This window comes from Microcoleus sp. N3A4 (genome assembly GCF_036701805.1).
Taxonomy (GTDB): Bacteria; Cyanobacteriota; Cyanobacteriia; order Cyanobacteriales; family Microcoleaceae; genus Microcoleus.
In genome coordinates, this window is record NZ_JAUBRJ010000021.1 from 1 (window position 1) to 13,451 (window position 13,451).

The following is a 13,451-nucleotide window of genomic DNA, read 5'->3' on the forward strand; positions in this document are numbered from 1 at the left end:
CACTCTCCCCCTCTCCTCTCCCCCCGCGAGGCCTTCTTTTCCTCAACCGAAACAGTAGCAGCAGACAAAGCAGTCGATCGACTCAGTGCCGAACTCATCTGTCCCTACCCCCCAGGAATACCAGTCCTGATGCCCGGTGAAATCATTACCCCAGCAGCCGTTGACTACCTGCAACAAATCCTTGCCGCCGGCGGAAAAATCACAGGTTGTAGCGATAGAAACCTCGAAACTCTCAAGGTTGTGCGACAGTAAATATTAAGGCTTGGGGGAAATGGGGAGAATTTCTACTTCTTCCTTACTTCTAACTTCGGTCTTGCTTCAATCTAAAATCTAAAAACTAAAATCTAAAATAGAATTATGCTTTGGCCCTACGTCACTCCTGGTATCCCAGACGATTTATTTGAACGTTTACCGGGCATTCCCATGAGTAAGCGAGAAGTCCGACTGCTGTTAATCTCCCACCTGCGGCTGCAAGCAGATTCAGTGGTGTGGGACATCGGTGCAGGTACTGGTACGATCGCCGTAGAAACAGGTTTGCTGTGTCCCAAAGGTCAAATTATCGCCGTCGAAAGGGACGAAGAAGTAGCAAGCTTGATTCGCAGAAATTGCGATCGCTTCGAGCTCAACAACGTAGAAGTCATTGAAGGTAGTGCCCCGGAATGCCTCAAAAACCTCTCAAATCCCCCCCACAGAGTTTGCATCGAAGGAGGTCGCCCCATTAAAGCTATTCTCCAAGAAGTCTGGGGGTACTTGCAACCTCAAGGTCGAGTTGTAGCCACAGCAAGCAATTTAGAGAATCTTTACGCCCTTTCCGAAGGATTCGCCGAGTTGCAAGTCCGCAACATCGAGGTAGTCCAGTCCGCCGTCAACCGCTTGGAGACTCGCGGCCTCAGTCAAACCTTTGCCGCCGTCAATCCCATATTTATTCTCAGCGGTGAAAAGCTTGATTAGAAGTTAGTTGACAGTTGACAGTTGACAGTTGACAGTTGTTATTGGTTATTGGTTATTGGTTATTTGTTACCAATCCCCTTCCAGGCTCTGACTCTAATGCTTTTCGGCCCAATGCTTTTCGACCCCATGCCCCATGCCCAATGCCCCATGCCCCATGCCCCATGCCCATTCCTAAATGTAATTCTTAATCTTTTTTACGTTCACTTAACCTTCATACTAATAATAAGGGCGACCATAGCTGGATTGACCCCCTGAGTAGAGATTTTGGATCGTCGCCAGTTGGGTATTGGGCTTGGCTGTGCAAGGGAGGAAACCGTACCCTAACAATCCTTACATCCTTACATCCTTGCATCCTTGCGTCGAATGACACGCCCAAAAACGGATACAAGCCGCCGACAATCGTCGCGGGCCACCCAAAATTTTAGACCGAGGTTCAATCTCCCAGATTCATCTGTGGAGTAAATCTAGAATCTAAAATCTAAAATCTAAAATCTAAAATCGAATTACCCACCGCCGTCAGCAAGAGAAATTCATTTTATGCCTTGGTCTCGTATCCTCAGTGGAATAGTTGCGATCGCCGTTGCTTTGGGAATGATTATTTTGGGGGGATGGTACTTCACCGTCGGCTTCGGGATTATCGTTTACCTAGGTCAATTGGAATATTTTCAACTAGCCCGGGCTAAGGGCATTGCACCTGCTGCCAAAACTACCTTAGTTGTCAGTCAAGTTCTGCTAATTACGGCCGCCCTTGCACCGCAACTCGTAGATGCCATGTTTCCCCTAGCCGGAACCTTAATCTGTTTCTACCTGCTGTTCCAGCCCAAGTTATCGACGATCGCCGATATTGCCTCTTCAATTTTAGGATTGTTCTACGGGGGTTATTTGCCCAGCTATTGGATACGGCTGCGAGTCGGACTTGACCCAGCTTATCAAGCCACAACAGGATTGAAGCAAGCAGTGGCTAGTAATTTGCCAGTTAACATTTATCCGCCAGAGTCTTGGACAAACCTCAGTAATATATCTTTGGGATTAACTTCGCTACTGCTGGCTTTCCTCTGCATCTGGGCCGCTGACATTGGCGCTTATTTTGTCGGCAAGTTCTTCGGCAGGACTAGCCTGTCCCACATCAGCCCCAAAAAGACGGTTGAAGGTGCTGTGTTTGGCGTTTGCGGCAGCATCGCAGTGGCCGTCGCTGGGTCTTGGTATTTGAATTGGCCGGGGTGGCCCTATACTGGGGCTGCTTTTGGTATGTTGATTGGTGTTGCCAGTTTGTTGGGGGATTTAACTGAGTCGATGATGAAGCGAGATGCTGGTGTTAAGGATTCGGGGCAGTTGATCCCCGGTCACGGTGGCATTCTCGATCGCACTGACAGTTATGTTTTTACCGCACCCTTAGTTTACTATTTTGTGACTTTATTCTTGCCCGCGATCGACTCTTTTTTAATTAATCGGTAATTGGGAATTGGGAATTGGGAATTGGGAATTGGGCATTGGGCATTGGGCATCGGGCATTTATTCCCAGGATCTACCGAGGAACCAGGTTAAAGTCAACTGTCAACTGTCAACTGTCAACTGTCAACTGTCAACTGTTAACTGTCAACTGTCAACTGTCAACTCTCAACTGTCAACTCTCAACTGTCAACTGTCAACTAACTAAGGCAAAACTCTAATTCCTCCCCGACAAACAATCTCCCCCGGACTCAAAATCAACTCTTCAATCTCAACTTCCGGCCCGAAATCAATTTTAAAACCATTGAAATCACTGCTCTTTAATTCTCCATCCATTTCGATTTCTGGTGCTTCAAACATCAATTCGCGACCGCTAGCAATCCGCAAACCAGTCCGCAATACCAAAGGAATTTGCGTACCGCCAGCGCGCAAAATTGCAGCCGAAAGCGTCAACAAACCCGCCTCAATTACGATCTGCGAATTTTGCAACTTCAGCGACTGTTCCCGATCGGTCAGCGGCAGCATTGGCAGCAAAAATTCGCTCAAAGCATCAGCCAGCAACGGCGCTTTCAACGACGCATTCAAATCCGCTTGGCTGAGCCTCAAAACGCCGGTCACGGGAACAGATTCGAGGAGGCGCAGTGGTTTGCCTTTGAGAGCTTGACCGAGGTTGATGCGAATGCCGCAGCCCTTTATGGCAACTTCAGTTAGGTGTAGTCCTTTATACACAGCACCGCGCGCGGCGGCCGTTACTTTGGGGATCGCACCGCTGAAGATTTGTCGATCGCTCCCCTCAATTTTTACCTTCAACTCGTCCACCTGCTGAACTTGCGATCGCAGCCACAACTGCACCGCCGGAGACAGCACCGCGCTCGCGATCCGGCTGCCTTGACTCGGCGGCGTCCCCGGCTCCTCGCCGAGATTAGCAGTCCCACAAGAGTCAGCAGCACCATCTGTATTGTCAAATTGAAGAGAGTTTCGATCGACAGTCATAAACAATTTCAAAATATAAACCTTAATATTCAAGCACAGAAATTTAACTAGAACTTACGCAGGATGCGTCAAAAACCCGGTTTGTTCACAGATATATCGCCGTTAACCTCTGATTTCTCTAAGAAACCGGGTTGATGAGCGCAACTTTTATTAACTCCAAAACCAAGCAGAAATCTCGAATCAGCAACGCCAGAAGCAGAAAAATTCTCACCCTTTCCCCCCTTGGGCTCTTTCCTTAGTTCGCGAGTTGTGCGATCCCAAGTAAATTTCGCGATCGTGCGTATAAATTTAACCAGCAGTACGGGATTTATGGTAGTGTTGGTTTATGGTCGGGTCAGACCCACACCTCTCAAACCAGCCGCAAACCAACGGTGCAAGCCTGTGCCTGCCGCGAGTCTTTTCCTCGTAGTTTTTGCACAACATTCAGGGTAATGCCATAAGGACAATCTGCACCAGGGGCAAGGACAATCTGCACCAGGCAGGGCGTCCTGTAAGGATTGGTCAGAATTATAATTTATTCCCAACCAGGAATTGAGCATTAGTAGTAAGGTTAAGCAATTAACCCTGTCGTGTTTCCTCCCCCACCGCTCGCTGGGGGTTTCCACACTCCCGTCATGTCTGATGAAAGGCTGCAAAAAATCCTAGCCCAGTGGGGCATTGCCTCTCGCCGTCTTGCAGAACAGATGATTTTAGCTGGACGAGTCAGAGTTAATGGCAATATTGTTCGTTTAGGACAAAAAGCCAATCCCGATCGCGATCTCATCCAAGTCGATGGAGTCCCGGTGAAACCAACGGATCGGCCGACAGAGGTTTATCTGTTGCTCAACAAACCGGCAGGCGTAGTTTCTACTTGCAGCGATCCGAGGGCCCGATCGAAAGTTCTCGACCTGCTGCCGCCCAAACTGCGCTCTGGTCAAGGCATCCACCCCGTAGGACGCTTAGATGCAGATTCCACCGGCGCTCTGTTGCTCACCAATGATGGTAAGCTGACATTTTGTTTGACCCATCCGCGTCACTCGATCGCCAAAACTTATCAGGTTTGGGTGCTCGGCTATCCCCCGGAACCCATACTGCAAGCGTGGCGTCAGGGCATTATTTTGTCAGGCAGAAAGACTTTGCCGGCGAAAGTTAGAGTTCTCGATCGCGCGCGAGACCAAACTCTGTTAGAAGTCATTCTATCAGAAGGGAGAAACCGACAAATTCGGCGAACAGCCGAGCAGTTGGGATATCCTGTGGTGCGCCTGCACCGCACAGCCATTGGCCCGATTCAATTGCAGCCGCCCGCGAGGCCAATATTGCCACCAGGCTGCTGCCGACCCCTAGAAGATTCGGAAGTTATTTTTTTATGGAATCTAGTCAACCTAACATCAATAAGCGTGCCAGTAAATCCCCAGGAGCACAGCATATGACAAAGAATTTATTGTTTTTATTCTTCAAAACAACTAAGCAGAAACTGCAATCCCAAGAGCCAGAACCAGCTCAGAAGAAGCTAGCAGAAATTGGCGCTCAACTCCGCCAGTACCGCGAACAGCAGTCGATTTGTTTGGACAAAGTAGCCCTGGTAACAATGATTCGGCGGAATCTGCTACAAGCCATCGAGGACGGTCAACTCGACCAACTCCCCGAACCCGTCTACACTCAGGGTTTGATCAAGCGGTACGCCGAAGCAATGGGTTTGGACGGATCTCAGTTTGCCGACTTTTTCCAGATCGAACCGCCGCCCCGATCGAGAACCAAGCTATCCTGGCAAGATGGGCCTCAGTTGCGCCCGATGCACCTCTACCTCTTTTACACATTTCTAATTATCTGTTCAGTCAATAGCTTATCTCAGTTGATGGGCAGTTCTGTGACCGCAAAAAATGGTGCGGGAGCCGAAGAACTCGCACTTGAGCAGCAAGAACAAGCTCGTTTAGCTGCTGAGGCATCGAGCCCCTTAAAAAATCAGAAACCGGATAGTTACGCGGCTGTAGAAGCAGCCAGAAACGGTCAAAATTTAGATAAATCTGGCCATAAACCAGTGATGGTTAGCGTCACTTTTAAAGCAGAATCCTGGATGCAGGTTGAAGTCGATGGCAAAACAGAATTTGAAGGAATTTTGCCGACCGGGACTGTACGCACCTGGCAGGCTCAAAAGCAATTGGTAGTTGTAGCTGGTAACGCCGGCGGGGTAATGGTTGCCGTGAATAACGGACAAGCCGAACAACTCGGAGTTCCTGGAGTCGTCAAAGAAGTAGTTTTTAAAGCAGACGACCTCAAGCCTGCAGCACCGCCCAAAAATGAAGGGTAAGTGTTAATGGGTAATTGTTAATGGGTAATCGGGAATAGGTAATGGCTGGCAGTCCACAGCTTTTAATTAGAATGTCCGTCTTTATTCACTCATTACCAATTACCAATTACCCATTAGATAAAATCCGGCTGCATCGGAATATTTAAATCCAGTCAACAGTCAACAATCACGGATGGTGCAACCGGACTCGATCTAATTCATCTGCGTTAATCTGTGTCTATCTGCCTGTATCTGCGGTTAAAAAAAGAGAATTTCTCGGGCCGCAGATGACAAGGGATTGACGCTGATTCACGCAGAGGTCGATCGGAGATATCTGAATAATTCCGATGCTAACAGATTTGATATTACCCATTAACAATTACCAATTACCCATTACCAACTACCCCTTCCCGACGATCAATTTTTATTAGGAGCGCGCCCGCAGATGTAAGTCATGTTTTTGAGCCGATCGCGCACCTCCCAATTCAAAGCTTCAGGCCGATACCGCCAGCCCCAATTTCCCTCTGCTTTCCCCGGAAAATTCATCCGCGCGTCCGTACCCAAACCCAACAAATCTTGATACGGCACAATCGCCAAATTAGCAACAGAAATCCAACCCATGCGGATTAAAGACCAGTGGATTCCTTGGGGATCTATGCAGCCCAAATAACGCAAAACCTCATCTCTTTCGTAGTTTTGCAGTTGATTGAACCAGCCGACAGTCGTGTCGTTGTCGTGAGTGCCCGTGTAAACTACGCAGTTGCGATCGTAGTTGAAAGGCAAAAAAGGATCGCCAGGGCCCGCGCCGAAAGCAAACTGCAAAATCTTCATTCCCGGAAACTCGAACCGATCGCGCAAAGCTTCGACTTCTGGAGTAATTACCCCTAAATCCTCAGCGATAATCGGCAAGTTGCCAAACTTCTCGTTAATTACATCCAACAAAGCTGTTCCCGGCGCTTTAATCCACTCTCCCTCGATCGCAGTTTCTTGCCCGCGCTTCACCGCCCAGTAAGCCTCAAATCCTCGAAAGTGGTCGATCCGAGTCACGTCTACATAAGCGAAAATCGCTTCAAAACGCTGCACCCACCACTCGAAATTATTTGCTTGCAACTGCTCCCAATTGTAGACTGGGTTGCCCCACAATTGACCTGTACTGCTGAAGTAATCAGGGGGAACTCCAGCCATTAAAGCTGCTTCTCCGGTGGCTTCATCCAAGCAGAATAAGTCGGGATGAGACCACACATCCGCGCTGTCGTGAGCTACATAAATCGGAATGTCGCCAATAATTTTAATGTCCCGCAGGTTGGCATAGCGTTTCAACTCCGTCCACTGGCGAAAAAACTCAAACTGGACGTATTTGTAGTAATAAATCTCAGCATTTAGCTGCTGGCGCCACTTCTCTAGCGACTCTGGTTCTCGACGGACAATTTCTGGTTCCCAATTGTTCCAGCTAACACCGCCAAAGTTATCTTTTAGTGCCATAAATAAGGCGTAATCTTCCAGCCAATTCTCTTTGCTTTGGCAAAAAGCTGAGAATTCTTTTTGCTGGATCGGCGATGCTTTTGCTTTAAAGTTTTCGCAAGCTTTTTTGAGCAAAGGCACTTTCAGGGCGATCGCCCGCTCGAAGTCTACATAATCCAGCGGAAATTCTGGTAAATTAGCAAAGTCTTCATCTGCGAGCAATTGATCGTCCCGCAGCAGTTCTGGGTCGATCAGCAGCGGATTTCCCGCCATTGCTGAATAGCACGAATAAGGAGAATTGCCGTATCCTGTCGGGCCCAGCGGCAATACCTGCCAGTATTGCTGGTCGCTCTCTACTAAAAAGTCAATAAAGCGATATGCTTCTATTCCCATGTCCCCAATGCCAAATCGACTGGGAAAGGATGTGGGGTGGAGTAGAATGCCGCTCGATCGGGGAAAAAGCATAATCTATCTAAAGATATAGGAGTTAAACATTGACAATTTGACCGATATTCCCTACAAGTTAAACTTCGCAGTTTTGAGGGGGATTGTCAGGGCAAATACTTTTGTGATTGTCTCATATTTTCTGCGAGAACGTGCTTGCTAAGTATTTGTATGGCACTCTACTTATAACTGCTGAGTGGAGCAAAAAAAATCAAAACCGGGAGTTACGCGATCGCCCCGTTTTCGCAACCAGGTTTTTTTACCCAAGCGAGCCTGCTGCTACTAAGTATTTTGGTCGATCGAACTTGGTTTTTGGGCAAGCTTTCAATATAACTTTTCTTTTGCTTTCGCCCAATCTATCGGCAGTCGTAAATTGCCCGCCTGCTAAAACTCCTACCAGTTCCCAAAAAAGATGCAACTGTATGGAATCCCCAAGCCCTTATGCAGTAAGTCATCCGCAATTATTCAATTCTTTAATCTAAATTCTCAAATGGTATGGCCATCGCCCTTTAGCGAGTCAACGCACAAATTAGCCGACTGTTTGTGTATCTCACGAAACAGTCGGCTGCGAATTAGCTGAAAAGAGGCTGAGTTTAAGCTTGCTTGTTCAACAATTTCTCCACTTGTTTGAGAGCTATAGTGCCGACGTTGTAAGCAGCCCAGCCGCCAGCCAACAAGACGGGCAGCAATACAATTAGTATGCGGAAGTCAAAATCCATGAGTTCTCCTCCTAAAGTTTTTTAACAAATTCTCATAATCTATTTGTATCTCATTTTGTCGCCATTCTCCTGACTCAAGAAGCAAATATTGTCGCCTTTGAAAGTTCCTCCCTTGCAGTCGGCACCGCGACTTCGGATATTGCTCCGCAGGAATTGAAATCGAAACTCCTGCAGAGCCGGCGATCGGCAAAACTACACCAATTATCCCACAATCTGTTTCGCAATCTTTTCCACCACCTGAGTTAGAGGATCTTTAGGGAAGTGCAGGGCAAACACCCCCTTGCTGGCGAGCAGCATCATCTTGTCGCTGTGGGGCAGTACCCCTGCAACTGGGATGTTGTAAATACTCTCTACTTGCTGCTTCAAATCCTCGAAATCCAGGGATTCTGGGGCTTTGTTGATCGTCATCAAAATCTTGGGAACTTCTAATTTTCGGGCCACATCTACCGTGACAGCCGTTCCCTGAAAATCTTGCTGATCCGGACGCAGAATCAGCAGCAGGATGTCGGAAATGGTAATGCTGAGGAGGGTTTCTTCGTTGAGCCCCGGGTGCGTGTCGATAAATAGGTAGTCTAAGTTCAGAACGTCGATCAGTTCTTGAAATCCGTCGGTAAGCAGTCCTACGTCGTAGCCTTCGCGCAAAACTCGTGCTATCTCGCCTGCTTTAATGCTCGAAGGAATCAGGTAGAGGCTGCCGTTAGTGGCTAATTTTGGCATCAGCGAACTCACATTGTAGGCCGTATCCGCGATCGGACACCGGCCCCACAGGTAATCGTTCAGGCAGCGATCCATGTTGCTTTCGCTGAAACCGAACAGCACGTGAATCCCGGGCGATTGAATGTCTGTGTCCACAATGGCGACCCGATTGCCGCTGCGAGCGATAATAGATGCCAGGTTTGCTGTCGTGTTCGATTTGCCAGTTCCGCCCCGGTAAGAGTGGACAGAGATGATTTTGGACATGATCTGCGTATGAGCGTAAGAAACGGCGAGAATCAATTATGATGCAAATCTTGATGCAGTCGAGTTCTCTGTCATCAGAAAATATGGGTGGAAACCCCGTCCTTCGTCGTCTTAGCAAAAATCTCTACAATGTAGGGCTTTACACTGTTCGACAATACTACTTTCAGGAGCGCAAACACTTGCGTTACGAATCTGCCTACCATCTGTGCAAAGAGAACGAGAACTATCGTTTGCTAAACACGGATATTGCTCAACAGACTTTGAAAGTAGTAGACAGAACGTTTCACAGTTTCTATGCCTTGATTAGCGCTGTTAAATCTGGCAGCTATCAACCGAAGGTGAGATGGCCTCACTACTTACCCAAAGATGGCTACTTTGTATTGATAATTCCTCGGATCGTGGTTAAGGATGGACGGTTTAATGTACCGATGTCCAATGCTTTCAAGAAGCTGTTTGGAGCGGTATCTATTCCATTCCCTGAGAGACTCAATCCTGAAGCTATCAAAGAAGTTCGGATACATTCTAAGTACAATGCTCGATTTTTTGAAGTCGAGTTTGTTTCCCAGGTGGAACCAGAACCTTTTGAAACAGTCGTTGATAGCGCTATTTCGATTGATTTTGGATTGGACAATTTGGCTACTTGCGTTGACACCAATGGGGCATCCTTTATTGTGGATGGTCGTAAACTTAAATCTATTAACCAGTGGTTCAACAAAGAAAATGCCAGATTGCAATCTATCAAAGATAGACAAAAGATTGAGCGGATCGCTGAGCGTCAAGCTAGATTGCTTGTCAATCGAAACAATCAAGTTAGGGACTATCTCAACAAAACGGCAAGGCTGATTATTGACCATTGCATTGCCCATAAAATTGAGCGCGTGATTGTCGGGTTCAATTTGGGCATGAAGCAGGAAATCAATATTGGCAGTCGCAACAATCAGAACTTTGTCCAAATTCCTTTTCACGCTTTGAGAAGTAAGCTTAAATCGCTTTGTGAGCGTTACGGCTTGCTCTACCAAGAACAGGAAGAATCGTATACAAGCAAGGCTAGCGCTTTGGATGGTGACGATTTGCCCGTCTACAATGCTGACAAACCAGCAACTTACCAATTTTCTGGCAAGCGTGTTAAGCGCGGATTGTATCGGACTTGGGAAGGACATTTGATTAACGCTGATTGTAATGGTGCTGCAAATATTGGCAGAAAAAGTAAGCAGAATGGTTTTACCGGACTGTCTAGAGGCTGCGAGAACCCAGCCATTACGAATCAAGATCCACGCTTGATTGCGATTCTTAAGAATCCCCTCGCCTTCAGGCAGGGGAGTGTCAATCTTCCTTGCCCCCCAAATCCTCCTTGTCTGTTAAACTATCAATTTTTTCATCTTTTATCATCTTTTCTGCGCCCCTGCGCTGCCGCATCTGTTTGGCTTTGGCTTGCAAATCGCTGAACTCGTCATCGGGTTTGGTTTCGGCTGAACTAGCACCCGAACAGGCATCGCTCGGGGTACCCGTTTTTGAGCCGTTTTCCGATTCAGTCGCGGCGGCGCGCTGCTTCTGCTGTGTGGGTTTTTCCTGCAACTGAGCTAAGTATTCATCTGCCTGACTTTGGGCCTTGGGAACCTCTCCGTTACTAGCAGTTATTTCTTGGGGATCGGAAGGTGCTTTTTCAGAGGTTTCTTTTTTGCTAACTCTCAGTTTATCTTTCTTTTGCTGCAATTCTTTAAAGAAATCAGATTCTGTGATTTCTGCGACTTGCTGGTCTTTTTTGGCTTGGTCTATTTCGATTTTGAAGACTTGTTTTACTCGATCGCTAATTACTTTCCCGTATCCGGCTTTATTAAATCTGTCTGCTGATACTATGCTGCCGCCAGTTAGGATTAATGCTAAGGCTGGCGCTGCCACAGGCACCCACCCTCCCAACAGAAAAATCCCAAAGCTAATCGCGCAACACCCGGACAACATTGCTGCGAATGTCAGCGCCAACCGCACTGGGTGAGCCATCCGCGATGCCAAGGTTCCTCCCAAAATTGACCATCCCGAAATCCACAGGATTTCTGCCCATTCCGGCCAAAACCAAAACATCGGTCTGTTGTCTAACACTGCACTCAAAATTTGGCTGACTACTTGTGCGTGTGCCACGATCCCCGGCATGAATTGGTTGCTTTGCTTTCGCGCACTGTAAGGAGTATAAAAGAAATCTTTAACTGTTTCTGTGGTATAACCGATCAGCACTATTTTATCTTTAACTAAATTAGGAGCAATTTTCCCTTCTAAAACATCCGTAATTCTGACTTGGTTTGCCACCTGCTGCCTCGAACGATAGTTAATTAATATTTGATATCCTCTGGCATCGGCATTTCTGTATCCTCCGTCATTGCTTTCTAATTGTTTTAATGGGGTTTTTCCCAGCCATAAAGATTTATCAGGTGCCAGTTTGGGAGAGATTTTTTGTCCTTGCAAGTAGCGGAGTGCTAGCTGGAGGTTGAATGAAAATAAAACTTGAGAATTGTCATTGCAAAGATGTTTTTCCACCGAGGATTTGCCCTGAATTGTCGGCGGTTTCATAAATAATAAAGCTCTGCGGAGTATGCCGCCCGGATCGACTCCGAAATCTGCAAATCCTACCCGGTTTGTTGGCATTCCTGGGGGAGGCGGAGAACCGGGATTGTCCGGGCTTCCGTCGGTGACTAAACATACCCCGATAATTCGATCGCTTTTTTGTAAAACTTTAGTTAATTCCTGGCGGCCGTCTCCTAAAGGTACGTCTCGCAGTACATCTAAACCGATGACTGCTGGCTGCATTTTTTCAAGTTTTTGTAAAATTTCAGCTATTTTGCGATCGGATATCGGCCACTGTTTCAATTTCTGAATGTCTGCTTCGGTAATCCCCACAACTAACAAGCGCGGGTCTGGCTTTTCGTCGGGACGCCATCTCAGCATTTGGTCGTAAGCGCTTAATTCTACTGGTTCGAGTATTCCTAGCTGTCTGGCCCCCATCAAGGATAATGTTACTGCCGCGCTGGCAATTAATACAGATTTAGCAAATGCTAGTGATGGTTTATACATTTGACTCAATTGAGCCGCTGCCGAGCGAATTTTGTTAGATATTTTACTCATTATCCCAGCATAAAAGTTTGACTCGTTTCACCGAACAGCAGTTGTTTCGCTTGCAGCCGCCTGCGCGAGACTTCTTTCATCTTAGAACACCCAAAAACTCCGACCGCTTTGTAACAATATTTTACATTTTGCCGCGAGGGAATGTGTGTGCAATGATACTCGCGACCTCAATCGTCTGATTTTTCGTCCGAAAAATCCACTTGCCGATCGAATTAATTAATGTTATTGATGATATGTCAAGGTTCAAATTGTGTATCTGCGCCCTCGACTAGCCGCTCAAAAATATTTGTCGCCATCAGCGAATGCCTGTGTTTGCAATATTATAGTCAAAGGTACAACAAAATGAAACGTTTTCTACATCGGGCTACACTTGCGGTCGCCCTATCTGCGATCGCTACTACCGTCCACAGTTCACCTGCACGGGTGCAAGCACAATCCCAGCCGCTTCTGCTGAGTCAGAATGTTAATTTCCAGCCTCCCGACGTAACAGCCCCCGGCAGCCGACAAGGAGGGACACATCGCGGCACCAAGCTTTGTCCGGCGGGTTTATCTATTACTCCTTTAGTGCCTCCAACTAATATTGGTTTAACCCTAACAGAGTCTCCCACAATTTTTGTCTATGTTCCTCAAACCTCGGCCGAAGTAGAATTTACTTTGCTGACTGAAAAAGAGGATGCAGTGGTCTACGAAAAAACATTTAAAGTTGACAAATCCGGGATTATTGGAGTTAGCATTCCTGCTACGGGCGATAACAACAAATCCCTTGAAGTTGGCAAGCGATACGTGTGGTCGTTTTCGATGGTTTGCGACCCCGAAGACCGCTCAGCAGATTCAGTTGTTAAAGGGTTCGTGCAGCGCATAGAAGCCCAGGCAACTCTCAAGAGCGATTTGGCAAATCCCGACCCGATGACTAGGCTCAACGTTTACGCTAAAAATGGGATTTGGTACGAAACTCTCGCTACTTTAGCCCAAATGCGGCGCCAGACACCGGAGGATGCGAGGCTGACAGCCAAGTGGACGCAATTGTTGCAGTCCCAAGGACTCGAATCAGTGGCGGCTCAACCGCTGGTTGGGCCTCTTTAAAGCTCGCTATT

The 13,451-nt window shown here is 47.3% G+C and carries 11 protein-coding genes and 2 pseudogenes; 7 read left to right on the plus strand and 6 right to left on the minus strand.

Features of this window, described 5'->3' with window-relative positions; translation table 11 throughout:
- From QUA56_RS14475 to QUA56_RS14485, 3 genes and pseudogenes are all read left to right on the plus strand, one after another.
- A pseudogene (locus QUA56_RS14475) lies at positions 1-252 on the plus strand (aminotransferase class I/II-fold pyridoxal phosphate-dependent enzyme); the annotation flags it as partial.
- A gap of 105 nt (positions 253-357) precedes the next feature.
- Entirely contained in the window at positions 358-951 is a 594-nt protein-coding gene (cbiT, locus tag QUA56_RS14480) for a precorrin-6Y C5,15-methyltransferase subunit CbiT (protein WP_333358675.1), read from the plus strand.
- Between the two features lie 537 nt (positions 952-1,488).
- Complete coding sequence (locus tag QUA56_RS14485) at positions 1,489-2,406, plus strand: phosphatidate cytidylyltransferase (RefSeq protein ID WP_333358677.1); 918 nt, start codon at positions 1,489-1,491, stop codon at positions 2,404-2,406.
- A 198-nt stretch (positions 2,407-2,604) separates the two neighbouring features.
- Here QUA56_RS14485 and QUA56_RS14490 read toward each other — a convergent pair whose 3' ends face one another.
- Positions 2,605-3,393 carry a DUF2993 domain-containing protein gene (locus QUA56_RS14490; RefSeq protein WP_333358679.1) on the minus strand — a complete coding sequence of 263 codons (789 nt, stop codon included), beginning with the start codon at positions 3,391-3,393 and terminating at the stop codon, positions 2,605-2,607.
- Between the two features lie 614 nt (positions 3,394-4,007).
- Between QUA56_RS14490 and QUA56_RS14495 the strand changes: the two genes are divergently transcribed.
- Both QUA56_RS14495 and QUA56_RS14500 read left to right on the plus strand, forming a co-directional pair.
- The gene (locus QUA56_RS14495; protein ID WP_333358814.1) at positions 4,008-4,802 is read left to right on the plus strand and encodes a pseudouridine synthase; all 795 of its coding nucleotides are present in this window, start codon (positions 4,008-4,010) and stop codon (positions 4,800-4,802) included.
- Complete coding sequence (locus QUA56_RS14500) at positions 4,799-5,680, plus strand: RodZ domain-containing protein (protein ID WP_333358681.1); 882 nt, start codon at positions 4,799-4,801, stop codon at positions 5,678-5,680. Before QUA56_RS14495 ends, QUA56_RS14500 begins: the two co-directional genes overlap by 4 nt.
- A gap of 217 nt (positions 5,681-5,897) precedes the next feature.
- Here QUA56_RS14500 and QUA56_RS14505 read toward each other — a convergent pair whose 3' ends face one another.
- From QUA56_RS14505 to QUA56_RS14520, 4 genes are all read right to left on the minus strand, one after another.
- Complete coding sequence (locus tag QUA56_RS14505) at positions 5,898-6,032, minus strand: hypothetical protein (RefSeq protein ID WP_333358683.1); 135 nt, start codon at positions 6,030-6,032, stop codon at positions 5,898-5,900.
- A gap of 44 nt (positions 6,033-6,076) precedes the next feature.
- Positions 6,077-7,585 carry a 4-alpha-glucanotransferase gene (gene malQ, locus QUA56_RS14510; protein ID WP_333358685.1) on the minus strand — a complete coding sequence of 503 codons (1,509 nt, stop codon included), beginning with the start codon at positions 7,583-7,585 and terminating at the stop codon, positions 6,077-6,079.
- 572 nt (positions 7,586-8,157) lie between these two features.
- The gene (locus tag QUA56_RS14515; RefSeq protein WP_332979473.1) at positions 8,158-8,283 is read right to left on the minus strand and encodes a photosystem II protein Y; all 126 of its coding nucleotides are present in this window, start codon (positions 8,281-8,283) and stop codon (positions 8,158-8,160) included.
- A 201-nt stretch (positions 8,284-8,484) separates the two neighbouring features.
- Positions 8,485-9,243, minus strand: a complete 759-nt coding sequence (locus QUA56_RS14520) for a MinD/ParA family protein (protein WP_333358688.1) — start codon at positions 9,241-9,243, stop codon at positions 8,485-8,487.
- A gap of 83 nt (positions 9,244-9,326) precedes the next feature.
- On the opposite strand from QUA56_RS14520, the pseudogene QUA56_RS14525 reads away from it, so the two are divergent.
- Positions 9,327-10,436 (plus strand): annotated as a pseudogene (locus tag QUA56_RS14525) (RNA-guided endonuclease InsQ/TnpB family protein); the annotation flags it as partial.
- A 130-nt stretch (positions 10,437-10,566) separates the two neighbouring features.
- Here the strand turns inward: QUA56_RS14525 and QUA56_RS14530 are convergent.
- Positions 10,567-12,357, minus strand: coding sequence for a CHASE2 domain-containing protein (locus QUA56_RS14530; RefSeq protein WP_333358689.1), 1,791 nt, complete (start codon positions 12,355-12,357; stop codon positions 10,567-10,569).
- 342 nt (positions 12,358-12,699) lie between these two features.
- On the opposite strand from QUA56_RS14530, the gene QUA56_RS14535 reads away from it, so the two are divergent.
- The gene (locus tag QUA56_RS14535; protein WP_333358691.1) at positions 12,700-13,440 is read left to right on the plus strand and encodes a DUF928 domain-containing protein; all 741 of its coding nucleotides are present in this window, start codon (positions 12,700-12,702) and stop codon (positions 13,438-13,440) included.
- Positions 13,441-13,451 lie beyond the last annotated feature (11 nt).